We start from the raw sequence: 25,369 nt of genomic DNA on the forward strand, positions 1-25,369 counted from the left end.
CTGTCCGTCCGAAAGTCGATACCGACATCCAACAAAGTTTTCCACTGATTTTGGGAAAACTTTTTCGTTCACGCCCCCGTTCCGGGGATTATCACACAATCCCTGTTCCTTTATTTTTTCTAACCGGGCAGTCTGCCCATCGCGTAGAAATGACTCGACCAATAGGCCGAATCAATATTTGCGTATCCGATTGGGTTGCCGCAGTGCAGCATCTGGTTCTTTCCTACATAAATTCCGATATGGCTGACCGGGCTTCCGGAAGCATAGGTTCCGGTAAAAAATATCAGGTCACCGGGCTTGGCTTCCTCACGGGAAACCACAGAACATTGGTCAAAGATTCCCTGTGCTGTCGTGCGGGGGAGGTTATAAACACCGGACTGGGTATAGACCCAGCACACATAGCCGCTGCAGTCAAAGCTGGTGCTTGGGGAGCTGCCTCCCCACACATACGGCCAGCCGATATACTTTGTGGCTTCCTCCATAAGCGCTTTAAAACTGCCGTCTCCCATTGCAATTCCGGGAGGCAGACCGTTTCCGCCTTCACCGCCTCCCGCAGAACCGTACTTTGCCTGTGTATAAATCCGCTGTGCGTTACTCTTATCTTCCGGTGTAATTACCCGATTTAGCACAGACTCCAAGTTGCTGTATATGATTTCTAAATTTGTAATCGGTACCGCCACGGTATATGAGTTTCCGTCCTCATCCTGCCGTTCCGCGTAGGTTACAAAACAGTCTGCGAAAGTTCTGTAATCCTCATCGCTCATTCTGGGCTGATCCGCGCCGAAGAACAGAGCATAAAAAATGGCCTTTACCCGGTAATCATCAACCCCTCCATCCTCACACATGTCATTGATCTCGGTCAAAACCTCGTCCAAGTCAGAAAAGCTTTCCCGCATTTTTTCAATATACATCCGGTACTCCGCGGGCATCTCGGAAGATAAATAGCCGCCGTGGAATGTCAGATCCACAGCGGCATTGTTGTGGTTTGCGGTACCCGACAAGGTACACAGCAGGACCACGATAATCAAAATAAAAGGTGTCAGCACAGCCGCCACCACGGAAAGGACAGCGGTTCTGGCTCTTTGATCGGTTGCTGCGACAAGTGCCGCTTTTACTGCAAGCACAGCCGCCGGTGCTGCCATAGGCGATTCCTCCTTTCGGGACATCACAAATAAAGCCCCGAAGGAAAGGCTCTATTTGATTGTCTTATTTGTCTGTTTTTCTCTGGCGATTTCCAATGTGTCCAATCTGCAGCATGGTTTCCTCATCGCATTCTCTTTCATCTTTCTCATTCCTTCATCCTGTATTGCTGATACTCATTATACTCTTTTGAGGTGTTTTACTCAACTCTATTGATGATGTTTATATGCTATTGAGTAGGATAAACTATTGTTATTGAGGATGAAGGCGGTGAACCCATGACGAAAAAATATGACAGCAGTATTGGAATGCGTATCCGTGAAAAGCGTGAAATGTTAGGCTACAGCAGGGAGTACGTTGCGGAACAGGCGGAAATGTCACCATCCTTTTTATCGGATGTAGAGCTTGGAACAAAGGGTTTTTCTGCTTCCACACTGATGAAGCTTTGCAAGGTTCTCGGTCTTTCTGCCGACTATATCCTGTTTGGCACTGCTGACACATTTGACTATATGAGGGTAGCGGAACTTCTTTCAGGGCTTGATCCCAAATATCTTCCTCATGTGGAGGAGCTGCTGGCAGCCTATGTGAAGTCCATACGTCTCTCTGAGAATTAAGCCGTATCCGTCCGGGTACGGCTGTTTTATTTGATTCCACCCATTCCAAACAAGGATGTCTGTTCCGTCGCTTCCTGTTGTTCCTGATGCCTTGTCAGTTTAATCGCTTTTTCTACGGCATCCTCTAAAATCTGCGTATCAAATCCGGCAGACTCGTATCCCTGCCAAATGGTATCAACATAATAGTCAGAGGGGATTCCGAATTCATGCCCCGGAGTCATGATATATACCATCGCAGACACAGGTTTTCCATCCAGTTCCACATCCATCATCTGCTTATCATAGAGGCGGGGATAGCCTTCATAAAGGTCGAGAGAGGCTTCATCTCCCTCATGGATTCTCCAAAGAAGCACAGGCACTGTACTGCCTTCTTTCTGTTCCACCGTAGCCACGGCGCTTCGGCGGCTGCCGCGAAACAGGAGTTCATAATCTTTTAACTGACTTGCCCCCACCACTTCCGCAGTCGGACATCGATGTGCCATCTGCGGCAGATTCAGGTTACTGCCATAGGCAATATACAAAGTTGCTTTTCTGTTCATTCGTTTTCTCCTTTACATATGCATACAAAAAGCCGGGGATATTTCTTCCCCGGCTGTCTCATGTTCCTGCTCACGGGCAGGCGGTTCCGACAGTTGTTCGGCCTGCTGCTGTTCCTTTTCTTTTTTCTGCCGCATCCGTTCTTTTTGTGCTTCCGCCTGCGCCGGATCTCTCCATGCGATGCAACCGTCCAGGTTCGCCAGCAGATGCTGGCGGGCGGTCGCAAACTCATCCCCGTTTAAACCGATCCGCAAAAGCCATGTACGGAAGGTATATTTTTCATTTGTGGTCTGCGTTTTTTTGCGGCTGGCACAGCTCTGATTAAGCGCCTGTGCGCCAATCGCCAGACAGAATTGGATGTACGCTTTGATCTTTCCGGCATGGAGCGTCCCGTTAAACAGACGGAACTCAATGGTCCCTTTTTGAAAAACCGAATGGAGGTTCAGGCAATGGTAACGGCTGTCATCGTAATGTTCATAGCTGCGGCTTGACCCGTCATACCAGATCCGCTCTACCTCCTGCATGGAAGCAGGACGCCTCCGGTTGAGTTCTTCCAAAAATCTCTGATCCACAGGTTTGCACCAGCGGTGCTGGCGATCCACCGATACATTCAGTGCTTTATAGATCAAATCCTCTTTGGCAGCCATGATGTTGGTGATATTCCGCAGCTTTTTTGCATCAAAGGGAGAGGCGTCGATATGCACATGGATGCCGCAGCTCTTATTTGTAATGGCTCCGTATTCTTTTAACTTGCGGATGATCTCCTGAATCGGTACGATATCCTCATAGGTACAGATGGGGCTGACCATTTCCGTGCGGTATTCCTTTCCCGCATCTACCCTCTGTCCATCTACTTTCCGTTGTGCTGTGATACTCCCGTCACTCATAAATTTCCACTGACGCCCCTGGCTGTCTATGGCCGCATAGGTATCATAGTACGTTCCGACATAGTGCGTCCGTGTCCCGAAATATTCTGCTGTCACCTCTGCCGCTTTTTCTCTTGTAATGCCGGTCATTTCAATTTCAATGCCAAACCGCTGCTCCCTGAGATCCATAGACTGTCACCTCCATTAACGCCCACCAGCCTTTCCGAACAGTCTGGCTTTATGCTCCGGAGCCGTCACCATCAGGTTGTATCGTTCATTTCCGCATTTATACAGGCACACGCCGCGCTGCGGATAGCGGATCAGATTATATTCACTTTCCTCCAACTGCAGGGTATCCGTATAAAATCTGGCGTCAATGCTTCCCGCATTGAACAGGAACTGGTGGGTAGGGATAGAGAAGAGGGGCTTGGTGTATTCTTTGACGCCATCCAGATTAAAGTCCTCCAGGTTCTGGCTGGCGATAATGACGGCAGAGTCCTTCTTCCGAACACGTTTCATAAAGTTGCGGACGTATTCCACTGCGGTCAGGTTGGTAAGGAACAAATAAAACTCATCCAGACTTGCCGCCGTGTTTCCCTCTGTCAGAAGTTCATTGCTCATAAAAGACAGCACATTGAAAAGCAGCGCATTTTTTAGGCTCCTGCTGGCCTGCAAAAGCCCCTTGACACCAAAGGTCACAAAGCTGGAATCGGTAATGTTGGTATGTCCGTTGAAGAATTTACTCTCCGCACCCACACACATAGAATTGAGTCCCAGCAAAATGCTTTGAAGCATCTCCGCGGTATAAAGCTGCCGTTTACTCTCATCAAACGCCTTATATTCCGCTTCCATAAACGCATATAGGTCAGACAGGATCGGGTAATCGTTGGAGGTCAATCTCCCGAAGTCCGTCTGATCTGTGATGTTCCATTTGGCATACAGCTTCTGGAGCATGATCTCGATCACATCAATTTCCCGGTCGGTAAAGTCTTTATAGGTTCGGAAGAAATCCTTGAGGAAACTGATGTGCTGTGATAAGCGGGAACGGATACGGAAGGTCTGCGGCGCGTCCAATTCCTCCGGACTGCCGGTTTCATCCCACGTTTTTGGCTCCAGCGGGTTGATGATGAACTCTCCGCTCATCAGGTCAATGAAACAGCCGCCTAGGTTATTGGTGAGATCCTCATATTCCATTTCCGGATCGAGCGCACACACATGCATCCCCGTCTCCCGCAGATTGGTCAGCAGGAGCTTCAGGAGATAGCTTTTGCCCTGACCGCTGTTGCCGAGGATCAGGATATTTGCGTTGGTTTTGTCATCGGCACGGCGGTTAAAATCCACCAGCACATTGCTGCCGAACTTGTCACGCCCGATATAGAATCCCTGTGGATCGGTCTTGCCGGAATAATTGAACGGATACAGATTTGCCACGCTGCTGGCGGGAAGCACCCGTTCAAACTGGTCACGGAACAGATTCCATCCGGTGGGCATGACGCACTGGAACCCCTGCTGCTGGCGGAGCATCAGCCGGTCCACATTCAGCTTGGAACGGATAAGCTCGGTTAACACCTCTGTCTGGAGCAGTTTCAGCTGGTCAAAATCATGGGCGCACAGTTCCAGATACACAGCGGTATGCAGGAGCGGTTCACGGTTGCGGTGCATCTGTGCCACAATCGTGGTCACGTCCTGCAGGTTGCTTTCCGCAAGCACCGTCTGTTGCAGATCGTTGGTGTTGCTCCGGTCCATGCGGTTTTTATTGGCGGCGTTGCTGATGATTTTCTTTTCTTCTATCGGAGTGACATGGCGGGTGTAGATCCGCAAGGTAACACCGTCCTTTTCTCCGAGATGAGACAGGATGGCCTGTTCATCCGTCGCGGTCGGATATTCTCTTAACGCCCACACACAGCGGTATGTGTTGCCGCAGATGAAATGGTCTGTTTCAAATTTGATCACAGAGGGGGCGATCATATCCAGGAATTCCTGAATGTGGACATCGCCTTTTACTTCTGTAGGGGCAGTTTTTACTCTTTTCAAAAAGGACACCTCCCGTTCCTGCCTGTTTTCAGGCATAAAAAATACGCCGGATACCGTAATATCCGACGCACTTGACTGTTTCTTTTCTGTTTTATGGTTACATGGTCTGCGATTGTTCCGGGCTTTGCTGCGGTGCTGCCATCTCCAGATAGCGATCTATCTGCTGTTCCACCAGTCCGGCAATCATATCCGCGAATGGAGACAGATTGCCCTCTACCGCATAGGCTTCCAATGTATTGAAATACTCCAGACGGTTTTCTTTTGCAATCGAAACCGCAGGAAAGCCGTTTGCCAAAAGCTGATAGTTCATAATCAGGCGGGAAGCTCTTCCGTTTCCATCCAGGAATGGATGGATTCGCACAAATTCGGCATGCGTCCATGCCGCAAGCTCAATGGGATTCAGTTCTTTCCCTTTCCATGTCAGATCGGAATAGAAATCTTTGACCTGATGGTACATTTCACCCGGAGACGGGGGAGTATGCTGCGCACCCGAAATATAAACATCAACATTTCGGTAAATGCCGCCGACAAAAATATGATCCATCAACATGGCATGAATATCTTTTATGATTTTTTCATCCAGAGGCATCCCTTTTTCGATACATTCTTTTACATAACGATAGGCATTGCGGTGATTGACTGCCTCATACAATTCCCGCAGATGCTTTCCGCCTACGGAAATCCCATCTTCCAGCAGCACCTTTGTTTCAATCAACGTCAGGGTATTCCCTTCGATAGCCGTGGAGTTATGGGTGTATTCTATTTCAAATGCCTGCTCATAGGACTGCAATGTGTATTCGGGAATGGATGTGCGCTCTGCCTGATAGCGGTCACGCTTTTCCACTAATTCCTGATAATTCAAGTCGTTCACTCCTTCCTTGTATACTATTTTCATTATACCACACTCTGGTAAAAAAGAGTAGGAAAAGACCGGACATACCATTTTAATCTTCCGGTATGATCCAGCGTTCTCCATCAAAATCTTCAAACTTTTCTGTGGTCACATTCTGCTCATAATACACAGCCAGCAAACGCTTGATATCTTCCTTGTCCGCTCGTTTGACAGAGAATCCCTGTTCTTTCAGGGACTTTTCAATACGGGACAGGTAGGGGAACACCTCGGATTCTTTCTCATCCTTTAAGCGGAGCAGGATCAGAAATTCACGGGCTGTCGCCATCTGCACCTGTATCCGATCCAGATGGTTCTGATCTTTTTCCAACAGTCTGCGGATTACCGGATTGTCCTCCTGCTCCATCCGCATTTTCAGGAACTGTTTATTGTTCTCAAAGCTCTCCCTGCTGTTTAAGCACAGCATCTCAATCTCCGCCACGCCCTTCAATACAGTCATCAGCGCATAGATTCTTGCACCGATACTTGCCTCGGAAAGCACAGAAATGTTGGATGGCTTCACAATAAAATAAACCAGTTCCCCCTGCCCATAGGTGACCAGACTGTAGTCGGTAACCGCTTTTACCCCGATCAGCTGTCGGGTGGAAGCACGCTGCTTTGCTTCCTTTTTTTCTGATATTTTCTTTTTCTTCATTCGGTATACCTCCATTCATAGAGCTGCTGGCGGGTAAAAAAGAACGCACACGCATAACGGATAAAATCCAGAATACTGGTGTCCTCAAAGCGGATCGTCAGAAACGCATAGACTGCCGTCAGCACAATGGGAGGAAAAAAGCCTGTCTGCGTCAAAAACAAAATGGAGACCACAGCGCAGGCTCCGATGATTCCGATATCCTTCAGCTGCCAAAGCCACAGAGTCGCTTTGGATTTCAGATTGTCAGGGTAAATGTACAAAGGCTCACCTCCAAATAAAAATACCGCCGGTTTTTCATCTGCCCGGCGGCTTTAGAATCCGTTATTCTGTTTTTTCTTCTGATTGTTCAGGTGCTTCTTCCTCATTTCTTTCTGCATCCTGCAGTGCCTGCTCGATTAAGGTGATCACAAAATCTTTCTGGCTCTGTCCGGTCTTTTTCAGATGTTCCTTAATACGCATGAACAGTTCCTCCGATACCTTAAATGCCAGTGTCCTTGTCCCGTTTGCCATCGCTTTTCCTCCTTCAAAATGTTCTTTCAGTATCCTCTCGACATATTGGCTTAATGTCAGTTCCAGCTGTTCTTTTTCAGAACATACCTGCGCGTACAATGTTTCCGGTATCATTGCACACAGATTTTTTCGTTTTTCCATACGGTAAACTCCTTTCTCTTTTCATTCTGTGTAAGCCAAGTATATCGGGAATGTTATGGAATAGCTATGACCATATCTGACAAGGATTAAGCGGAAAGTGAAGCAAAAGCACCAATGTTACATAGTCATTCCTCCTGATTTTGGCGTAAAAAATAAGCGATGCCGCGCAGGACAAAGTCCACACATGGAATCGCCACACTGTTTCCAAGCGCCTTATATCTGGCGCTGTCTGAACCTCCCGGTATATCCGTCCAGCCGTCTGGAAATCCCTGCAGGCGTTCACATTCAAGGGGAGTCAGCCTGCGGATCAGCCGATGTTCCGGCTGATTTTCTCCCTGCATAGCCACCAGATTTTCACTGCCCCCGCCATGATCTCCGCCGCTGGCACGGAGTGTTGTGCATCCTTCTGCATAGGCTCCGTACTGGGATTGTCCGAAAATATCCGGCTGACACACAAGGTCAGTGGCATCTTTATGCTGTCGGGCGCTTTGAGTAGACGCCACCTCATTTTCAACCAGTTCATCGCTTCGCTGCCGGCTGAACACAGCATGCCGGTCCATACCGGTCAATGTATAACTGACGTCCGGCTGACATCCCAGTCCGTTCCCGCCGTTTTTTACCTTCCTGTCGATAATATTTCCCGCAATGCAGTAGCTTTCCTGCAGGATTGCAATACCGCCCTGATTTTTGCTCGGATCTGGATTTGTTGTATCAATGGTTCGAGATGTTGTGGTTTCACGGCATCCGGAATATGGATTGGATGATTTCATGGAATTACTGTCTTTACTGTCGAGACTGAATGCAATCGGCTGTGACAGGAGCGGAACATTGTTTCCCCCTTACCATAGGTTGCCGCTACAGTAGGAGCCACCTTCAGCGGACCGTTATATCTGCAGTCTTTTCCATGATTGTCAAACAGTATCGGCTGGTTATTTCCACTGGTTCCGGCTGCTCCGGTAATGGTCGGGCAGACTCCGTCCCCGATTTCTGCGCCTCCTTGTCCACCTGCAAGTACAAGCGGCTGATATCCATGCTCCTGCGCCCGAAGCGTCCCTGTCACTTCTTCTGACAGGTGCATCTGTGTTCCGCCCTGGTCGTTCAGGCAGAGGACAGCCGGAGCAGTTCCCGTTTTCAGGGTAGCGGAACGCTCGGATTGATAGCCGATCCCTCCGGCTTCCGCGCTTGCATTACCACAAAATCCTACTGTTAAAACACAGGGGTATCCCTGACCGGCCTGTCCTCCGCCGCCTGTCAGGGAAGTATGAACATCCGGTGTCAGGAAACAATCCCCGTTTCCTTTTGTCACAACTCCGGAAACCGCTGTCTGTTCGGCAACCAATGGGGGATGACCACTCATTCCTGCTCGGAGTGTAGCGGTAAAGCCTTCGGTTACATCCATCCGCTCACCGCCTTGATCATTCAGGCATAATATCGGCTCTGTATTTTCCTGTCCTTTTTTCTGGACATATCCATGTCCGCCGCCCTCGCCTCCATACAATGCCGGCCAAACGCTATCCTCTGAAAAAACACGGCGGCTTTGTACATCCCAGGGAGTCAGGCAAGTCCCGCCTGTATGAGCAGTGCCTTGCGTAGCTGCTCTGGCAATTCCTTGCCCCGCGCTTCGGCTCTCCGAAGAATCCCCAAACAGGCGGTCCTGCTCAAATAGTATTTTGGGTGCGGTGCGTCCTCCAAAATCTGCGACAAGGAAGATACGACGGCGACGCTGGGCGACTCCCCAGTATTGAGCGTCCAGGACTCGCCAAGCCAGGCTGAACCGTTCTCCCAATATGGCAGCCCCAGAAGGTTCCCAGCGCCCGGTGTCAGGTCGAGGCACATGATAGGCACTGTCCTTAATGCGGACAATTTCCTCGATGACCGCGCGGAAGTCCTCGCTCTGTGCGGAGCTGAAGGCTCCTGGAACGTTTTCCCAAACGAGGTATCGAGGTCGAACAAGGTGATCTGGTAATCCTCGGTTTTCATCTGCATTCCTCATCTCCTTTACAATCCGAACCTGTTCCATAAATAAGCCTGATCGTTCTCCGGCAAGCCCACGCCGCCGTCTGGCAACCGACAAATCCTGACATGGACTGCCCCCGCAGATAACATCCACAAGGGGAAGCATCTTGCCGTTCAGCTTTGTAATATCGCCTGTATGCTGCATCTGTGGAAAGCGGAGTTTTGTTACCTGAATGGGAAAGGCTTCAATCTCGCTTGCCCAAACGGGTATGATTCCATTATGGATTGCGGCAAGCGGGAAGCCGCCGATTCCGTCAAACAGGCTTCCCATTGTCATCATCAGACCATCTCCATAGAACGATCCGGTACTTCCCAATCAAGCAGTTCTTCCGCCCTGATTTGTTTAATTGGGATGCCCCATTCTTTTGCAGCATCCAATTCTGCCTGCATCCCATGTGAAATGAAATCCCCGCATACCCACAGTTCATCACATGCTTTCAAAACACGAAGCCCCATTTGGATTCCGGCAGTACGCTCATCCGGAATCCTGTCATCCAGAATCTGCGGATATAACAGATGCACCGCAAGCGGTGTGACGCCTTGCGATACTGCAAAGCGACAGGCGTCTTTCGCAAATTCCACATTGGATTGAATATCTCCCGCGTAAGGGGAAGCGATATATACCAATCTGCTTTCTGTCACCGAGAGTCCCCCTTTCTATTTTGCTACTGTCTGTACAATGGTTCTGGTCAGGTTCACGGCGCCCTGCGCTGCGTAAACCGCCCCCATGATGTTTGCCCTGGTTCCTGTGTCCAAGCCGAACTGTCCTGCGATACGGGGAATTTCTCCGGCCGACAGCATCAATCCAAGACCTAACAGGGCATGCTCCTTGACGACCATCAGCCCCGCAATCAGCACGGTAGCCTGTAAAAATGTGGTCAGGCACAACCCGATCACTTGCTTGCACCATCCAGTGAATCCGTCAATATACCCTCTTGGCACACTGAACATATACAGGCTTCCTACCGCGATCTGGATAAGCAGAATGCCGCCCCTCTTTAAATTTGCAAAAAAGACCTTAATCACGGCATACCCCATAAGGATCAAAATAAAAATCATTAAGATCGGGCTTGTAATACTGCTCAGGCCGCCGAACACGCCCGCGCCCACGGCTTCCTCCCATGTCCCGGCATCCTGCAGGGAAGCGATGATTTCAGACGCTACGGTTCCGAAGTCCTTTCCCAATCCGGTGATCCCCGCGGTAAAGCTCCCCTGCAAAGATACGCAGAGTTGATACAGCTTTACCGGCACAATGGTAAACAGGCTGACTGCCATAAACCCTTTGATGGCGTTTAACGCTGTTTCCCGTATACTGCCGCGGCCATTCTGACACTCAATCCCGCATTCAAATGCTGCCACCACCAGACCGGTCACATACAGCGCCCAAGCCAGATAAGAAAAAAACAGTACCACGGACTGTACCCACGTCATCTCGAACAGGTCAGCTCCCATATTTCCCATCTGCATAAAAAAATCACCGAGAAAACCTACGATTTGTCCGTAAATCCAATCGATGATCTGTCCTAACACAGTGTCAGCCACAAAATCCCATATAAACACCTGATACGCGCACCTCCTTCCACAGAAAACAGTTCGGTGTTTCATCACTGAACCGTCCATATCAGCTCAAACTTCTTCATGTCATTTTTCTGCCTTTAACACATCTTCTGTCCCATCTGTGTTTCCTGTACCGGCTCACGGAACACATCCAGATAATTTCCGGCTGCCTCCGTCAATTTCTGATAATCTTCAGAAGTAGGGCGGTATGCATACCACTCCACTTTGCCATCGCAGTCCCACAGGTGCGGACACACGCCCTCTCTGAAATTCGGATTATTCGCGACCGGCTTGATTCCCCAAATATCTTTTAACCGCAGTACCAGGCTGTCAATTGGGCCTTCATTCCGGTTGAGAAGCGTGATTTTCAATCGGTCGTACTGATTCGCAACAATGCCGGTCTGGAAACTGGCCTTTACCCGGATCTGGTCGGTCAGCCTTCCATAGCAGGCATTGCCTACAAACCGGACGTCCGAAAACAGCTTGTCATGATCAAATAATTTCCGCAGTTCCTGCTCAAACTTTGTCATATAGGTACTCCCTTCTACCAGTGCAACACCTGAAATTTATGGCATCTTTCACATTCCAAGTCACCGGTTTCGTTTTCGCAGTCCGCATTGGTTCCCTTCCAAACATGCCCTTCCTGTTCACTGATGCGTTCTGCTTCCTTCTGATAGTTTATTTCTCCGGATACCTGCAGTTCTGTCAATTCTCCTTTCTCCAGGTCACTTGCAAGCAGCATATCCATGCGCAAAATCAAATGCTCCATATGCTCCTGCCAGCCAATCCAGTCCTGTTCTTTGAACCATCCGCACCTTGGTGTGTTTTCGGCTCTTTCACAGCTGTATTTTAAAGTATCGCTTAAATAGTCCCGCAGCCACTGTATGGTGGCTTTTTCACCCGTAAAAGAAGAAAAACGGGAAAATCTTTTGTCTTTCTGATAAATTTCTCCAAAGTCCAGCTCTGCAGCACATCCATCCAAAAAACGGACAATCACTTCTGCCAGCATCATCGGGCTGGTATGTGACTCGCACCTGTGTACATCCACAGGTGCATTCCACGCATCTCTTTTCAATTCAGCAAGGATATCCTCCAGTTTCAGCGTCCCGTCTTTTTGTATTTGTGTTCGGATCGCTGCCAAAGCATCCAGACCGGCATCAGATTCAGAGGCTGTAATTCCCCAGCATCCCATTTCCTTTCCTCCCTACATTCCAAGAATCTGCCATACATACAAAGGCGCTGTTAAAGTGAATACCAGACACGCGAACAGGATTGCCGGCCCCGCCCATTCAAACTGTCCATGCTTGCGATAATCAAAGTAAGCCGTCCCAAGTTTGGCAAAAAAGAACACCGCGAGGATCAGATCGATAGCAGGGAACACTACATTGTTTACAACCGTTTTGATCTGTTCGGATGCCGTATTCCATGTCCCCTCAATGGCTCCAGCCACATCTCCGTTTGCTGCATATGCCGGTACACAAAACACACAAGCGGTCAGAGCTGCTACGCAAACAAGCATCATGAGTCGTTTCATTTTCATTGTTTTGATCTCCCTTCCTTTTCGTTGCTGCAAAAAGAAAGACTGCAGAGCAAGAAAGATTGCCGTGCAGTCTTTTTTCTGATGTTAGTTCGGATTCTGTGGCGCGATATGCCAGTCACTCCACAGGTTTCCGTCAATCGTAATGGAATCGTTCAGATTCATGGAAAGCATCCCTGTCGGTGTCCAGCAGTCGATCAGCCAAGTGTATGGCGTATAATCTCCATTCGGATACCAAATCGGAGTGAAATGCGTTCGCCTTTTATAGGTGCTATATCGGTTTTCTTGAAACTCATGCCGCATATCGTAGCCGCTGCTCATGCGGTCAAGAAGCCGCCAGAACCCCTGATACTGGAACTCTGGGAAATAGGTGACCGCATTTTGCGCCGGAGTAACTGCGGAACTCTGTGTTGTGCTGACATGGGTACGAATGGTTTCGTTGATCCCATAGCCGGATTTCATGGTTTTTCCGTTTGCGGTTGGTGCCTTCTCATCCGGTACCACCGACATATCGGCAGTCAGACTCGCAGAGTAGCGGTCGTAGTCAAACTCCCACCACCCGTGGTCGCACCAGTATCCATCGTCATCGTCGTCCCCGCTGTGCCATACCCAGTATTCCTGCCACCACGGCCGCCAGACGCCCCAGTTTGCAGAGGTCGTCTCCTCTTTCTTCGGCACGGCAGGGCGGGTAAAGCCATCGTTTCGGTCATCCGCGTTGGGATCAGGAGGTGGGTTCTCGTTTAAATCCACAATATTTACGTGAATTGTCCCATTGTTCACATGGCCGCCGCCATGGACCTGCACCGTAATCGTCATGGTCTGCGGCTCTTTCGGCGTCGTCCAGCGAATCCACGCCAATTGGCTGTCCCCGTCAGGATAGCACACCTGATCTACTGTATAGGTACTGCCCTGTACATGGAATGTCACTGAAACCGGATTATCCGGATCGCTCTGGCCGCCACGCACTTCAACTGCTGTAATAACTTCTGTATCGGTCCAATATTCATAATCGTAGGCACTGACTTCCGGCGGGGTAGTAATTTCGTTGAACCTGACAATGCCGATTCCTAAAGAAGACTTGATATCCGCATTGGATGCTGGAGATGTTTTGCTTCCGTTCCATGCCGGATACCCTAAATCCGGTGTTTCCAAAAAAATCGAAAGTGGCAAATTTTTATAATAAAAAGATACCATTTTGGAACGCAGTTGACCTCCAAGCTGCTCGTCATACAAAGCCGCTTCCGTCGCTGTTGTAGCAATAAATATGCCCTGAAAGGTGTAATAACCTACCGGCTCAATCAGAAGCTTATATTCTCCGGCCACCATTGTATCAAAATCCATTCCCGTCAAGCCGGCAATGCTCCGCAATACCTGCTCATCTGTAAAATACCTTTTTATTTCTTCAATACTGGCAGCCCCAAGACTTTGTGAACTGATAATCTTTGGCAGTGCCTGTGCCGGATTGATAAATTCGTAAGTGGAGCCACTGGGTGAAAGGGAAGAACCACGGTTATAAGAGACTTTACTGGCTTTCCCAAAATGTGCCTGTACATTGGTTGGCTTTTTATTGGTCAGATCAATAGGCGTTGTAACTGGTGTGCCATCTTCTGCTTTCACTACCGTCACACGAACACCTTCCATTCCCGGACTCCATTTATTCTGACTGGTCCCTTGTCCCATGCCGCCTCACAGGGTAAGCGCCCAACGCCTTGCCATATTGCTATGGTAGGTTTTCAGACACTCCCCTCCGAACCGTACGGACATCTCTCGATGTATACGGCTCTCCGTTTATCTATCAGTTTTAGTCTAATTTACCTGCGTGCAATTTTTGATGGCAGTCCAAGCAGAGTACCATCGTTTTTCTTTTCATAGCAATCATGTGACGCTCCCAATTTTTCTTGCCTTTGAGGTTTTTCAGCTTTTTGACATGATGAATTTCCATGGGTACATTTGTTGCCCCACAGTATTCACACATATTCGCTTTTAATCTTGCAATTAACCCCGAACGTCCATATCTTCTACTAATTGACGGAACATTGTCAACACTGGCACTGGTTATCACCTTAATATTTTGCTTGGTGAACCCCTCGTTGTACAAAAACATTTTTTGTTTTCCCTGTTTCGTTTCGTACTCTATGCCAAATTTCTTATCATACCCAAACTGCTTTCTGATTTGACCTATGCGCTTTTGATACTTTCTGCCATAGGTCTTAAACAGGCTAAACTTCATCACATAAAAGAAATTGTTCAGCACGCTCACATTGTCCGCAATCCGATAATAATTGTAGAATCCACGGATTTCAGAATTATACTGCATGAGTATTTCAAGGTCATCATTGTTGACTAAATAGTTTCTGTGAACAGGTTTGTAGATTTCTTGGTTATTGTTATTCTTGTCATATTTGATTTGCAAAGCACCGTAGTCCAACAGTTTACCCAACCACTTTTCTTTTGGAACGTAAAGCTGTATTCTGCCCATGCGTGTACGTCTGGTCTGACCGTTTTTGTGACGCTTAATGCTTTCGTCTTTGGTGGTGTAGATTTCATATCCCAAAAACTTAGCTTTGCTGTCACTACTATGCGTAATGAGCGTTTTTTCTTCGGATAACTCCAATTTCAGCGTTTCAGCCAGATACTTTTTAATATCCGCCTTGATATTTTCCGCATCTTCTTTGCTTCCGATTACTCCGCACAACCAATCATCTGCATAGCGTACATACACAAGTCGCTTGTAGCCCTCGTCCATTGGATTTGAGTAGGGCAGGGAGTGCATTTGTTTCTTTAGACTTTTTGCATATTTGATAACAGGTTTCTTTTCTTCGGCGGTCATACATTCCCATTTGGCTTTGGGATATTTCTTGTGACGAATGTATTTTAGTTTGTATTCCCATTGCCTGTATTCCGGGTTGTTTTCCTTACCGTTACCTTGGTCAAAGCCATTTTTGTAGTTTTCCATGTACTTATCAAACTCATCTAAATAGATGTTTGACAGTATCGGACTAATGATAGAGCCTTGCGGGGTGCCAGAATACGTTTTGTGATATACCCAGTCCTCAAGATACCCTGCTTTTAGGAATTTCCACACCAATGCCAAAAAATATTCGTCCTGTATTCTCTTACGCAGTAATGCCACCATGATTTGATGGTCAATGTTGTCAAAGAAACCTTTAATATCCCCCTCAATGAACCATTTCACCGCTGTAAATTCACACTTGATTTGCTTTAGGGCTGTGTGACAGCTGCGATTTGGCCTAAAACCGTGGGAGCGTTCACTAAAACTGTCATCATAAATACTTTCCAAAATCATTCTGACGATTTCCTGTACCAGCTTGTCATCAACTGACGGTATGCCCAATGGGCGCAATTTACCGTTTTTCTTTTTGATGTAGGTTCTGCGTGCTGGTTTTGGCTGATAGCTGTGGTTTTTCATCTGCGCTATCAAGCCGTTAATCCTGTTCATTCCCATTCCGTCAATGGTTTTGCCGTCTGCTCCTTCTGTCATATTCCCCTCGTTGGCGTAGATATTTTGGTATGCCAACAGGTAAAAGTCAGGGTTGTACAGATTGCGGTACAGCCGTTCAAATTTGTAGTTTTCATTGCAGGATTTTGACTTCAAACTGTTTAATACATCAATCGGATTTCTCAATGCCTCACGCACCTTTCTTCAATTTGTATTAAAAGATAAACTGTCCCCCTTCGCCGCGAGGAATTTCACCTCATGTAATTGGCATTACCCAATCGCAGACTACTATGGGGACTCTGTTACCATGTCGGATATTCAGTGTCATCTTCCTTGACTTTTTACATCTTGGAATTTATCCCCTTTCGGCATTACACATAGCTATTTACATAGCGTTCCGATTTAGGCAATCTCCGCTTAGACCATTAAGAACACAGCTTGTTAGATTGTCGGATATGACGTTCGCCTTTTCCCATTTACAATGGGTGGTTGATGCTAGTATCACGAACTCTTGCACGCGGGCGGGTATGCAACTTCAACATCACTCTGACTTTTCAACTATCCTTACATCAGCGGCTCGACTATGCCACCTCAGACTGTCATTCAAGTAATAAAACTTTTATCCTCATATCTAACCTTTTACCTTGCCATTACATCTAAGCCATGATAGTTAGGCTCATTTACGGCGTTACAGACATGCTACACTCCCTGCGTTGTTTCCATTGCAGATAAGTCTGTTGGTAATCGTGCGGTTAATTTAATAACCTTTGATACTTTTACACGACTGTCTTGCCAAAGACAGATTTCTTAATAGTCCACATGCATAGTATTTCTACGCACTTACGGACGCAGCTCCGCTGTCAACCTTTCCAACAGTTCTTCCAATGGCACACAGCCTGCCACAAGCCGTTCACGCAGGCAGATACAGCCATCCGCTTTTTCACATTTTCTTTTTCTGCTTTTATAGGCACATAAGCGGCAGTCACAATCCGCCGCGCTGTACCGGAAGCGGCTTACCGTCAATCCGCTTCCCCGCGGATGAAAACCGGGGATGCGCTGCATTTCCAGTTCTGTCCTTGCGTATGGGGTACCACTCATAAATCTTGCGGTCATAATATTCTCACTCCTTGTTTTTGAAATTTTTTTATTGAAATGTCATTCCGCCTCTTTCCTGCGTCGGTGTTTCCAATTGCTCTAAGGCTGCAGCCGCTTCTTGCTTTGAATGGAATAATCTTTGCGGAGAGGCTCGATGAAAAAGCCCGGTATGGCTGCGTACCCCGAAGTACCTCCCGTCATAACTCTCCACGGTATATTCACAGGTGCTTTTCTTGGCTTTATTGGTAATCATCACGCAAGTATCACCACGGTTCCAGCCGTATGGAAAGTCAAAATCCTGTTCCTGTCGCTCTGCTTTCATAATTCGTTATCATCCTTTCTGCTTATCAAAAATAAGCAATAAAAAAGGCCGGTCAGCATAAGTTCTCCACAGAAACGCTGTACCGGCCCGGTTATTTCTTTTTGCTTTAATAAAAATCCATCCCCATACCTTCTTCCGGTTCTGCGGATGTGATATTCACATAATCGGCAATAACCATCAGCGCTTCCTCATAGCTGTGGCATTCTCCGCCTGTGATTCTCTGCCGCATTTTTTCCGCCTGCTCATACATTCCATTCTCTTTCAGAGTTCGGGATGCGATTCCCATTAGATTAAAAATATTTCCATCTTCACCAATGAGCGGACAATCCGGTTTTACCTGCTGTCCCGCTGCAAAACCGCCCAGTTTGTTTTCCACATAATCGGAGAGCCATATCCCTCCAAACTGTTCATGACTTTGGATTCTCCAGATAGCAAGTTTTCCGATATCCAGTTTGTGTTCACCAAAAGCAAACAGCAGATTGGTAAGCCCTTCATGTTGAAAGACTGACACATCGTCCAGTGGCTTTCCGTCTAAAAGAATTCCTTGTTCTTGGAGAATCCCATTGATTCCATTTACCCATTCTTGAAGGTCACCGCCGCAGCCTTGCAGGATCAACCCCTCTCGATGACTCATATTTTTTAATTCTTCCGTTGTGATTGTTTTCATACCAGGCTCCTTTCCTTATGTGCGATTTTGAATCTGAACACAAAAAAAGACCGGTCTCACTGATCCAAAACGGATCGAATGTTCTCCGGTCAAACTTCTGATATGCCCATAAAACGGGGCATATATAAAAAAGAGAACAGGCAGGTTTCTCATCTGCTCGTCCTCTGATTTTTCTGTTTTCATCTGTCTAAACCCCGATGTCATCTGTGAAAAGGGCAAAAAATCAGGGGCAAAAACGCTCATTTTTTGCCCCATTTTTCGTTGATTTTTTCTTCCAAAACCACAACATCTTGTGGCCAATCCCTGTTATTTCTTCTTATCACCACAATACGTCATCATTATCACGACCTCAACGGTACTTTCATTGTCCCAACTAAGTTCTTCTATTTCCGAACCATTGAAATACACCGGAAAACGAAACTTAATGTGCTTCAGGAATCTGCCATCCGGCTGCTCCTGCTCATAAATGTCTACCTGTTCTACAAAGCTGTTTAAAAATTCTTTTTTCTCCAGATCAGTGAACTTGTCATATAGTTTATCAAAATACAGTAAGAATTGGTAGACGTTATCTTCTGATATTTTCTTCTGTTTGATATTCAGCAAACGGTTCTTAACCTCACTGATGCCGTTCTCCACACCCTCGATTTCATCATAGAGACGATACAATCTTGTCTCCATATCCTGGTATTTTTTCTCATAAAAACGGTCTGTAATATCCAGGCTGTCCATCTGCTGTCCAAGCCGGTTCTTTGCTCCTGTCAGCTGTCGGTGCTGTTTTTCTAATTCTTCAATTTCCTTTTCCACTTCCGATGTGTCAATCCTTGCACCGATTTTATTCAAAATGGCTTCTTCAAATTTTGGATTCCGTACCAGCTTCCGGATTACTTCTTCTACCGCATCGTTCACCTTATCTTCGCTCCACTGTTTGCGGTAGCTGCAATTATGACCATCCACCAGTCTCCGATGCTTGCAGGCATAATAAAAATAATCCTTATATAACGTACCGTCCTTTCGTTTTTTCCGATTGACATTCCCATACATTCCACTGCCACACAGAGGGCATTTTAAAATACCGGATAAGATATGTTCATGTTCCAGACTGTGTGTCTTTTCATAGGATACTCCTGTTTTCTGACGTTTCTGATGTGCCAGTTCCCAATCCTCTTCGGAAATGATTCCTTCATGAATACCATCGTTCAGCATATATTCTTCCTGCTTCACAATCCGGTATTCATTTCTTGTTCCGGGAACTTTCTCATTCTTTCTGCGGCCAAATGCCAGCTTTCCACAGTAGACCGGATTATCCAGAACACCTTTGATGAATGAAGTTGCAAAAGCATCCAGCGTATTATTCTGTCTCTTTTTCTTTTTATATCCATGCTGGTTCAGCCATGATGCAATTGCACTCATTCCCATATTGGTATGGATAAATTTATCATAGATCAGCCGGATTACCTCTGCCTCATCTTCTGCAATCTGAAGTTCTCCATTCACCAGTTTATAACCATATGGGGCAAAACCACCGTTCCATTTTCCTTCTCTTGCTTTCTGTTTCCGTCCTTCCATCGTCTGCACCAGAATATTCTCACGTTCAATTTCTGCCACCGCTGACAAAACGGAAATCATCAGTTTTCCACTGTCTTTAGAACTGTCAATGCCATCCTCTACACAGATCAGATTTACTCCAAAATCCTGCATCCGTTGTAAAGAATTTAATACATCCGCTGCATTACGTCCAAAACGGGAAAGCTTAAATACCAGCACAAACTGTACATCGTCCTTACCATCTTCAATATTGTCCAACATACGCTGAAATTCCGGTCTGCCTTCTACGCTTTTACCTGATTTCCCTTCATCTGCAAATTCCTGTACAATCTCCATGTTCTGATACTCAGCATATTTTCTCAGTTTATCTCTCTGAGCATCCAGGCTGTAACCATCCACCTGCATGGTTGTGGATACACGGATATATACATAACATCTGATTTTTTTGTTCTTCATATCATTTCCCCATTAATAGTTCTTTTTTGAAATACATCATGACGCCATCAAATATCTTTTCTTAATCTAGTGTAAAATTATACCCCATAATCTGAAGCAACGGTGGACAAGGGGCTACAAGCGGTATAAAGAAACAAGGGGTTTGATAGAGTGGAAAGAGTGTCAGATTTTCCACTCTATCTTTACATAGTCGCTGGTTGCGCTGATTGAAGAAATCAGACCGTCAGCGGCTTTTCGTTTGTCCTCAAAGCTGATATTCTCCCAATCGTCCAGATACCCGGACAGCAATTCAATCTGCTGGGAGGACAGCGTTTCAACGGACAAGTCGGCAATCGCCTTGGACAGCGTTTTGCGGCGGTTGTCCAAATCCTCGATTTTCTTGTTGGCGTAGGCCAGCAAGGTGGCGTTGGCCCCGGTCAGCGTATCAAGCAGTTTTTCAATCTCGGCCTCTACCTGTGCAAGCTCCACCTGATAGGCAGTAATCTTCGGGTTGGCCTTTTCCTCGCCGCCTCGCAGTAGCTTGAACTCTCGGAACTTTTCTCCCATGGCGGTAAAAATGAACTGCTCAAACTCCGTCTTGCGGAGAGTACCGCACCCCGGACAGCCCTTGTGGTCGGCCCGCTTGGAACAACGGAGGTATTCATAGCCAGAGGGATTGTGAGTCGTTTTGAGTGCGTACCCGCATTTCCCACACTTGATTTTCCCGGCCAGCCAAGTGTTGCGGGCCTTGCGGCCATTCTGGAAGGTGGTGTTTGTCATCAGCTTCTTGCGGCACCTCAGCCAAACATCGGAGGACACGAAGCCCTCATGGGGCGCAATCACAAGGATCTGATCTTTCAGGCTCTTGTCCTTGTCCTCCTTCACATCCCGGCCTTGGTAGAGGTAACAGCCATTTGTCCCGGCGAAGTCGGCGGCATCATTGACTACCACCGTACCCTGACTTTTGAAGAACTCATACATTTCCAAATCGGCCTGTGCATAGACAGGGTTGCGTAAGAGCTGGGATAAGTAGGAGCGTGTCAATGACTTCCCATAAATCTTGATACCCCGTTCCTCAAAATACCGGGTAATGTCTCCGAAGGAAGTCTCGGGCTCGGCGTACATTTCAAACATCAGGCGCACATGGTTTGCGGCTATGGGGTCAGCTACCATCATCTTTGTGCGGATATTCTCTACCACCGTCGGCTCCAAGTCGAAACCATAGGGGGCTTGGCCGCTCATGTGAAAGCCTTTCAGACACCGGGAGTAGTAAGCGTCTGTGACACGCTTCTGAATTGTCTCCCGCTCAAGCTGGGCGAATACGATACAGATATTCAGCATGGCCCGGCCCATGGGGGTCGAGGTGTCGAACTTCTCCGTGGAGGAAACAAACTCCACATCGTATTCCTGAAACAGCTCCATCATGTTTGCGAAGTCCAGAATGGAGCGGCTTATTCTGTCCAGCTTATAGACAACTACCCGGCGTACCTTGCCTTTGCGTATCTCGCCAAGGAGCTTTTGAAACTCGGGCCTGTCGGTGTTCTTGCCAGAATAGCCCTTGTCCTTGAAAACCCGGCAACTGCCTCCCTTCAACTCATACTTGCAGAAATCAATCTGGCTCTCAATGCTGATACTGTCCTTGCGGTCTACGGATTGTCTTGCATAAATTACATCTTCTCGAATGTTCATGTTGGGCTCCTTTCCTGTGGAATGGAGCTACCAACCTACAAGTATATTATACCATTGATAGCCCCGAGGGGCAATGTTGTCGATGGTCAGGCCGGGGTATCCCCGGCCCTTCTGTACTTACTGAACACTTCATAGAGACAGCGTTCAATCTCTTTTTTCCGCTTCTCCTTTTCCTTCGGGGAAAGTACCGGCGTAAGACTTTCCAGCACGATGCTTTTCCCCTGAAAAGATACGGTCTTGGTTTCGCTCTGATAAGTAACGGATTGTACCATCCAAGCCTCCTTTGCGTAGTTGGTTGACTGCCAGCATTTCCCGCATTGTCTCGATGGGGAAAAGCGAAAGGACAGCACCCGGCAAAGAGTGCTGCCCTTTCGTTCTTCTCCACACTTCGGGCCAAGTTGGCCCGAGGTCAGTATTGCCAGTTTTCGTAATAGTGCGCCGCCTCCTCCACAGCGCAGAAGTCAAAGACTTCATAGAGCTCAACAAGAACCTGATGAATGTCCTTTGACTTGAAGCCGCAGTTTTCCATGGCCTTGATAACATAGCCACGGCAAGCGTTGTTGCTCCATTCCTCATTCATGGTCAAAACCTTCTTTCTTATAAAGCTGGGGGCGCTGGCCCTGTATGTTCGGCCTGTCGCAAGACAACAATGATTTCAGCCAGCACCCCCGCTGGATCGTGCGGCAAATCGGAGCGGATAAGCCGCCAGCTTATCCCTTGCGGCCCGTTGCAGATCGTGGCCGTGGGGATGGCTCGTCCCCACTTGCGGCAATGGTAGTTATCGCTCGTTTCCCTCACGGGAAAGTCTCTGCGTACCTGCCGCCCGGCTCCTTACCGGGTACTCCGAGTTGCCCGCTATTCAGTTGTGGGAGGATTGTTTTTCCTCTCATTAACCGTGTCGGTTTGAACGGAAAAAGGAATAGGCTCACAGAACATTTTTCAGATATTTTTTCATGTTGTCCAAGCCCCGCTGGATAGCGGCGCTGACAGCCCGCTCCGTCACGCCCTCTGCGGCGGCAATCGCCTTGACCGGGTGGCCCAGCAGATAGTGCTCAAACACCCGTTGGCCCTGTGCGTCTGGCAGACTGTTCAGGGCATGGCAGAGATATTCAAAGCGTTCCATGCGCTCGATCAGCTCCTGCGGAGAGGGGTTGGAGAAGCAGGCGGAATACTCGATACCGTCCTCGGCGTCCAGCGAGTAGTGCGCCTTGTTGCGGTAGACACGGCGGCGGCTGGCCTTGATGTACCGCTGGCCCGCCAGCAATTCTTCCGCAACTTCCTCCGTGACCTCAACCATCACATCTTCCATATACCACGGGTAAAAATCCCGTAAATTGATTTCCTTCATTGTGTACCTCCGTTTCGGTGTTGGGTGTTGACGAGTGACCGAAACGGAGAGCGGCGGAGAGCGACACCGGGGTTGGACTTCGGGCCAAGTTGGCCCGAGGCGGCCCCATGAGAAAAGAAAAACGCCCGGACGGTATGAAGCCGCTCGGACGCATGAAATTACATTATCTACATTGTACTGATATATTGTACCTGCATAACCAGACTGTCCCGGAGGGGGAGCTACGCTTTTTTTAGCTGGTGAAGGTCATGGGAGTTGTGGAAAAGGAAAATGAACACGGCAATACCTCCAAGGCACCGCCGTGTCCTTAAAAAAGGGTGACTTTAATACACCCTCCGAATTTCCATTTTTGAAAAGAAAACGGCGGCTTGAAATCGTTATTTCAAAACCGCCGTTAGGCAACTATATTTTGTTTAGGCGCATGAATGTTCGGCCGCCGAAACAACGGTTTTTTTTTATTTCCGTTAGGCGGCTTAAAATATAATTGCAGATTATTGATTACTACAACAATGGATTTTGATTGCCTCTCCAAAAAACTCAGCTACATTCCATGTGGCAAATCTATTGATATAAGCGGAAAAACGTTCATCAGTTTGGTAAAGAGCACCCAAATTCATTAACATATCGTCCGAACATGGATAGAAGTTTTCAGAAATATACTCTTGCCATTCTACAACAATAGATTGAACGGCAGCTAATGTAGGTTCTTCACCTTGAAATTCAGCCAATCGTTCAAAAATTCCTTGCGAACGCATTAGGAAATCGTTCCATTTCCGATTTCGTTCTTTTTCAGCCTTGAGTGAAAAGAACGTAGAAAATTCTTGATACTCGTGCGTACTCCCCCAACGCTCTATGACCTCATTTCTATATTTCTCTTGCAGAGCAGAAATTTCAGAGTTAGAAAATGCCGCAAAAGAATAGTTGTTTTTCCCGGCCAGAGTATCATTGACTAAACAGATAAGCTCCTCAATCTTCTTTTTCCTAAGCATAAGCAGTTCCGAATGTCTTTCTAATGCTTCTCGCTTACTATATATAGGTGCTGATAGCAGTTCTTTAATCTCTTTTAGTGAAAAACCAACTTCTCTGTAAAACAAAATTTGTTGTAACTTCTCTAAATCATTTTCGGAATACAAACGATATTTTGTCTTATCCGCTTTGGTAGGTTTCAGTAATCCTATTTCATCATAGTAATGTAGTGCTCGTATGGTAATGCCGGTTAGTTCCGCAACTTGATGTACGGTCATTTTTTCAGGCTTCATCCCAAAACTCCTCCACTTCTCTTAATATTTCATCAGCAGGTGTTAAAGTGGCCTCAATGATAGATTTCCGTGTCTTTTGCAAATAATATTTTATCATATGGTAGCCACAAGCATATCCTGCACAATAAGGCAGACCAACGGGGAAATAGTTTTGCATTTTAGCCATTTCATCACCATACAGATATGCTGTCAGGTTATCTAAACCTTGCACACCAAGACCTTCCTTAATAATTGGTTTGATGTATCCGTTTAAAGTCTCTATATCCGTTTTACTTACCCAAGGTCCGACATTTTCTTTACCATATAAGTGAGTAGCAAAATTCTCTGCAAGCCCCTCGCTAATCATCATTTCAGCAAGAGTAATGTCGTTGTGCCACTTGATAAATTGAAAACGGATGTTATGATTTGTTTCATGTGCCAACGCTATGGGAAGTCTGCTCTTGGTGTGTTCAGATGGAACGAGCCATGTAAAAATGTAGCCGGGAATACCACCATCACCACAGTAATTATCATTCATAATCGAATAAGGGCTTTCAGGATCAGCAAGCAGAATGGTGTAGAGATATTCTTTTACCGGCAAATCAATTTTTGCATCAGTAAAGCATTTTAAGGAACGCTCGATTGATTTTTGGCAGTTGTCCCAAAACTGGTTGTCGCTCAGTAGAATAATACTTTCTGACGATTTTTCATCAATTTTTTCTGGCAGAAGAAAACCCAACATACCACTTGCCATAATAACATCATATCCATTCGGTTGAGCGGATTTCATTGGCACATTGTAGCAGGCCCATTTCTTTTCAAAGGGTTTCATCATTTCATAACGATAAATATCATTTTTTTTGCAAGGCGGAGCCTCCATAATCTTTTTATAGATATTGTCAGAACGAACCGCCTGCACTTTTATAATACTCATGTGTTGTACTTCCTTTCAATATTTGTGATTTTATTCTACGGTATAACGGAACGTCAAAGTCAATAGTTTTTTCTAATTTCTTTCAAAACAAAAAAATGCCAACAAGAAATAGAATACTACCAAAACATAAAATTATGTTT

At 46.9% G+C, this 25,369-nt stretch carries 27 protein-coding genes and 1 pseudogene; 1 reads left to right on the plus strand and 27 read right to left on the minus strand.

What is annotated here, in order from left to right; all coding sequences use genetic code 11:
• Positions 1 to 119: 119 nt before the first annotated feature.
• A pseudogene (locus tag FYJ39_RS21710) lies at positions 120 to 497 on the minus strand (C40 family peptidase); the annotation flags it as partial.
• 921 nt (positions 498 to 1,418) lie between these two features.
• Here FYJ39_RS21710 and FYJ39_RS15315 point away from each other — a divergent pair.
• Positions 1,419 to 1,754, plus strand: coding sequence for a helix-turn-helix domain-containing protein (locus tag FYJ39_RS15315; protein ID WP_154473321.1), 336 nt, complete (start codon positions 1,419 to 1,421; stop codon positions 1,752 to 1,754).
• A gap of 26 nt (positions 1,755 to 1,780) precedes the next feature.
• On the opposite strand, the gene FYJ39_RS15320 is transcribed toward FYJ39_RS15315, so the two are convergent.
• The 26 genes from FYJ39_RS15320 to FYJ39_RS15435 all read right to left on the minus strand — a co-directional run bounded on the left by FYJ39_RS15320 (position 1,781) and on the right by FYJ39_RS15435 (position 25,229).
• Positions 1,781 to 2,293 carry a gamma-glutamylcyclotransferase family protein gene (locus FYJ39_RS15320; RefSeq protein ID WP_154473322.1) on the minus strand — a complete coding sequence of 171 codons (513 nt, stop codon included), beginning with the start codon at positions 2,291 to 2,293 and terminating at the stop codon, positions 1,781 to 1,783.
• Positions 2,294 to 2,305: 12 nt separating this feature from the next.
• Entirely contained in the window at positions 2,306 to 3,346 is a 1,041-nt protein-coding gene (locus FYJ39_RS15325; protein ID WP_154473323.1) for an amidoligase family protein, read from the minus strand.
• 15 nt (positions 3,347 to 3,361) lie between these two features.
• On the minus strand, positions 3,362 to 5,125 hold the full coding sequence (locus FYJ39_RS15330) for a VirB4 family type IV secretion system protein (RefSeq protein ID WP_235919860.1): 1,764 nt from the start codon (positions 5,123 to 5,125) through the stop codon (positions 3,362 to 3,364).
• Positions 5,126 to 5,288: 163 nt separating this feature from the next.
• On the minus strand, positions 5,289 to 6,086 hold the full coding sequence (locus tag FYJ39_RS15335; RefSeq protein ID WP_407923854.1) for a Fic family protein: 798 nt from the start codon (positions 6,084 to 6,086) through the stop codon (positions 5,289 to 5,291).
• 49 nt (positions 6,087 to 6,135) lie between these two features.
• Entirely contained in the window at positions 6,136 to 6,735 is a 600-nt protein-coding gene (locus tag FYJ39_RS15340) for a hypothetical protein (protein WP_154473325.1), read from the minus strand.
• Positions 6,732 to 6,995 (minus strand): hypothetical protein, encoded by a 264-nt coding sequence (locus tag FYJ39_RS15345; RefSeq protein ID WP_154473326.1) that lies wholly within the window; start codon positions 6,993 to 6,995, stop codon positions 6,732 to 6,734. The genes FYJ39_RS15340 and FYJ39_RS15345 overlap by 4 nt, the downstream gene beginning before the upstream one ends.
• 61 nt (positions 6,996 to 7,056) lie before the next feature.
• Positions 7,057 to 7,386 carry a 4-oxalocrotonate tautomerase gene (locus tag FYJ39_RS15350; RefSeq protein ID WP_154473327.1) on the minus strand — a complete coding sequence of 110 codons (330 nt, stop codon included), beginning with the start codon at positions 7,384 to 7,386 and terminating at the stop codon, positions 7,057 to 7,059.
• A 125-nt stretch (positions 7,387 to 7,511) separates the two neighbouring features.
• Complete coding sequence (locus FYJ39_RS21570; protein ID WP_456236692.1) at positions 7,512 to 8,156, minus strand: DNA cytosine methyltransferase; 645 nt, start codon at positions 8,154 to 8,156, stop codon at positions 7,512 to 7,514.
• Positions 8,153 to 9,682, minus strand: a complete 1,530-nt coding sequence (locus FYJ39_RS15355) for a DNA cytosine methyltransferase (RefSeq protein ID WP_195840459.1) — start codon at positions 9,680 to 9,682, stop codon at positions 8,153 to 8,155. Before FYJ39_RS15355 ends, FYJ39_RS21570 begins: the two co-directional genes overlap by 4 nt.
• On the minus strand, positions 9,682 to 10,044 hold the full coding sequence (locus tag FYJ39_RS15360) for a DUF7768 domain-containing protein (RefSeq protein ID WP_328597566.1): 363 nt from the start codon (positions 10,042 to 10,044) through the stop codon (positions 9,682 to 9,684). Before FYJ39_RS15360 ends, FYJ39_RS15355 begins: the two co-directional genes overlap by 1 nt.
• A 15-nt stretch (positions 10,045 to 10,059) precedes the next feature.
• Complete coding sequence (locus FYJ39_RS15365) at positions 10,060 to 10,962, minus strand: conjugal transfer protein TrbL family protein (RefSeq protein WP_328597567.1); 903 nt, start codon at positions 10,960 to 10,962, stop codon at positions 10,060 to 10,062.
• 95 nt (positions 10,963 to 11,057) lie between these two features.
• The gene (locus FYJ39_RS15370) at positions 11,058 to 11,489 is read right to left on the minus strand and encodes a hypothetical protein (protein WP_154473329.1); all 432 of its coding nucleotides are present in this window, start codon (positions 11,487 to 11,489) and stop codon (positions 11,058 to 11,060) included.
• Between the two features lie 14 nt (positions 11,490 to 11,503).
• Positions 11,504 to 12,151, minus strand: coding sequence for a DUF4259 domain-containing protein (locus tag FYJ39_RS15375; protein ID WP_154473330.1), 648 nt, complete (start codon positions 12,149 to 12,151; stop codon positions 11,504 to 11,506).
• Between the two features lie 12 nt (positions 12,152 to 12,163).
• On the minus strand, positions 12,164 to 12,499 hold the full coding sequence (locus FYJ39_RS15380; RefSeq protein WP_154473331.1) for a DUF3852 domain-containing protein: 336 nt from the start codon (positions 12,497 to 12,499) through the stop codon (positions 12,164 to 12,166).
• Positions 12,500 to 12,583: 84 nt separating this feature from the next.
• The gene (locus FYJ39_RS15385; protein ID WP_154473332.1) at positions 12,584 to 14,176 is read right to left on the minus strand and encodes a hypothetical protein; all 1,593 of its coding nucleotides are present in this window, start codon (positions 14,174 to 14,176) and stop codon (positions 12,584 to 12,586) included.
• Positions 14,177 to 14,297: 121 nt separating this feature from the next.
• Positions 14,298 to 16,142: a reverse transcriptase domain-containing protein gene (locus tag FYJ39_RS15390; protein WP_112481736.1), complete on the minus strand. Its 1,845-nt coding sequence runs from the start codon at positions 16,140 to 16,142 to the stop codon at positions 14,298 to 14,300.
• A 654-nt stretch (positions 16,143 to 16,796) separates the two neighbouring features.
• A complete protein-coding gene (locus tag FYJ39_RS15395; RefSeq protein WP_154473333.1) occupies positions 16,797 to 17,069 on the minus strand; it encodes a hypothetical protein in 273 nt (90 codons plus the stop codon).
• Between the two features lie 31 nt (positions 17,070 to 17,100).
• Complete coding sequence (locus tag FYJ39_RS15400; protein WP_154473334.1) at positions 17,101 to 17,373, minus strand: hypothetical protein; 273 nt, start codon at positions 17,371 to 17,373, stop codon at positions 17,101 to 17,103.
• A 106-nt stretch (positions 17,374 to 17,479) separates the two neighbouring features.
• A complete protein-coding gene (locus tag FYJ39_RS15405; protein WP_154473335.1) occupies positions 17,480 to 18,040 on the minus strand; it encodes a hypothetical protein in 561 nt (186 codons plus the stop codon).
• A gap of 306 nt (positions 18,041 to 18,346) precedes the next feature.
• Positions 18,347 to 20,041: a recombinase family protein gene (locus FYJ39_RS15410; protein ID WP_154473336.1), complete on the minus strand. Its 1,695-nt coding sequence runs from the start codon at positions 20,039 to 20,041 to the stop codon at positions 18,347 to 18,349.
• A gap of 162 nt (positions 20,042 to 20,203) precedes the next feature.
• A complete protein-coding gene (locus tag FYJ39_RS15415; protein WP_154473337.1) occupies positions 20,204 to 21,709 on the minus strand; it encodes a recombinase family protein in 1,506 nt (501 codons plus the stop codon).
• 86 nt (positions 21,710 to 21,795) lie between these two features.
• Complete coding sequence (locus FYJ39_RS15420; RefSeq protein ID WP_154473338.1) at positions 21,796 to 21,981, minus strand: hypothetical protein; 186 nt, start codon at positions 21,979 to 21,981, stop codon at positions 21,796 to 21,798.
• A 137-nt stretch (positions 21,982 to 22,118) separates the two neighbouring features.
• On the minus strand, positions 22,119 to 22,289 hold the full coding sequence (locus tag FYJ39_RS20570) for a hypothetical protein (protein ID WP_195633366.1): 171 nt from the start codon (positions 22,287 to 22,289) through the stop codon (positions 22,119 to 22,121).
• A 345-nt stretch (positions 22,290 to 22,634) separates the two neighbouring features.
• Complete coding sequence (locus tag FYJ39_RS15425; RefSeq protein ID WP_154473339.1) at positions 22,635 to 23,057, minus strand: RNA polymerase sigma factor; 423 nt, start codon at positions 23,055 to 23,057, stop codon at positions 22,635 to 22,637.
• A 491-nt stretch (positions 23,058 to 23,548) separates the two neighbouring features.
• A complete protein-coding gene (locus FYJ39_RS15430; RefSeq protein WP_154473340.1) occupies positions 23,549 to 24,316 on the minus strand; it encodes a MerR family transcriptional regulator in 768 nt (255 codons plus the stop codon).
• Positions 24,306 to 25,229 carry a DUF2268 domain-containing protein gene (locus tag FYJ39_RS15435; RefSeq protein ID WP_154473341.1) on the minus strand — a complete coding sequence of 308 codons (924 nt, stop codon included), beginning with the start codon at positions 25,227 to 25,229 and terminating at the stop codon, positions 24,306 to 24,308. The genes FYJ39_RS15430 and FYJ39_RS15435 overlap by 11 nt, the downstream gene beginning before the upstream one ends.
• Positions 25,230 to 25,369 lie beyond the last annotated feature (140 nt).

The sequence above is a fragment of the Clostridium porci genome, from assembly GCF_009696375.1.
In the GTDB taxonomy this organism is placed as follows: domain Bacteria; phylum Bacillota; class Clostridia; order Lachnospirales; family Lachnospiraceae; genus Enterocloster; species Enterocloster porci.

Coding starts and splice junctions, on each gene's coding strand:
- FYJ39_RS15315 (WP_154473321.1), top strand. CDS start 1,419: ATGACGAAAAAATATGACAGCAGTATTGGAATGCGTATCCGTGAAAAG.
- FYJ39_RS15320 (WP_154473322.1), bottom strand. CDS start 2,293: ATGAACAGAAAAGCAACTTTGTATATTGCCTATGGCAGTAACCTGAAT.
- FYJ39_RS15325 (WP_154473323.1), bottom strand. CDS start 3,346: ATGGATCTCAGGGAGCAGCGGTTTGGCATTGAAATTGAAATGACCGGC.
- FYJ39_RS15330 (WP_235919860.1), bottom strand. CDS start 5,125: ATGATCGCCCCCTCTGTGATCAAATTTGAAACAGACCATTTCATCTGC.
- FYJ39_RS15335 (WP_407923854.1), bottom strand. CDS start 6,086: ATGAAAATAGTATACAAGGAAGGAGTGAACGACTTGAATTATCAGGAA.
- FYJ39_RS15340 (WP_154473325.1), bottom strand. CDS start 6,735: ATGAAGAAAAAGAAAATATCAGAAAAAAAGGAAGCAAAGCAGCGTGCT.
- FYJ39_RS15350 (WP_154473327.1), bottom strand. CDS start 7,386: ATGGAAAAACGAAAAAATCTGTGTGCAATGATACCGGAAACATTGTAC.
- FYJ39_RS21570 (WP_456236692.1), bottom strand. CDS start 8,156: ATGAAATCATCCAATCCATATTCCGGATGCCGTGAAACCACAACATCT.
- FYJ39_RS15355 (WP_195840459.1), bottom strand. CDS start 9,682: ATGATGACAATGGGAAGCCTGTTTGACGGAATCGGCGGCTTCCCGCTT.
- FYJ39_RS15370 (WP_154473329.1), bottom strand. CDS start 11,489: ATGACAAAGTTTGAGCAGGAACTGCGGAAATTATTTGATCATGACAAG.
- FYJ39_RS15375 (WP_154473330.1), bottom strand. CDS start 12,151: ATGGGATGCTGGGGAATTACAGCCTCTGAATCTGATGCCGGTCTGGAT.
- FYJ39_RS15380 (WP_154473331.1), bottom strand. CDS start 12,499: ATGAAAATGAAACGACTCATGATGCTTGTTTGCGTAGCAGCTCTGACC.
- FYJ39_RS15385 (WP_154473332.1), bottom strand. CDS start 14,176: ATGGGACAAGGGACCAGTCAGAATAAATGGAGTCCGGGAATGGAAGGT.
- FYJ39_RS15395 (WP_154473333.1), bottom strand. CDS start 17,069: ATGACCGCAAGATTTATGAGTGGTACCCCATACGCAAGGACAGAACTG.
- FYJ39_RS15400 (WP_154473334.1), bottom strand. CDS start 17,373: ATGAAAGCAGAGCGACAGGAACAGGATTTTGACTTTCCATACGGCTGG.
- FYJ39_RS15405 (WP_154473335.1), bottom strand. CDS start 18,040: ATGAAAACAATCACAACGGAAGAATTAAAAAATATGAGTCATCGAGAG.
- FYJ39_RS15410 (WP_154473336.1), bottom strand. CDS start 20,041: ATGAAGAACAAAAAAATCAGATGTTATGTATATATCCGTGTATCCACA.
- FYJ39_RS15415 (WP_154473337.1), bottom strand. CDS start 21,709: ATGAACATTCGAGAAGATGTAATTTATGCAAGACAATCCGTAGACCGC.
- FYJ39_RS15420 (WP_154473338.1), bottom strand. CDS start 21,981: ATGGTACAATCCGTTACTTATCAGAGCGAAACCAAGACCGTATCTTTT.
- FYJ39_RS20570 (WP_195633366.1), bottom strand. CDS start 22,289: ATGAATGAGGAATGGAGCAACAACGCTTGCCGTGGCTATGTTATCAAG.
- FYJ39_RS15425 (WP_154473339.1), bottom strand. CDS start 23,057: ATGAAGGAAATCAATTTACGGGATTTTTACCCGTGGTATATGGAAGAT.
- FYJ39_RS15430 (WP_154473340.1), bottom strand. CDS start 24,316: ATGAAGCCTGAAAAAATGACCGTACATCAAGTTGCGGAACTAACCGGC.
- FYJ39_RS15435 (WP_154473341.1), bottom strand. CDS start 25,229: ATGAGTATTATAAAAGTGCAGGCGGTTCGTTCTGACAATATCTATAAA.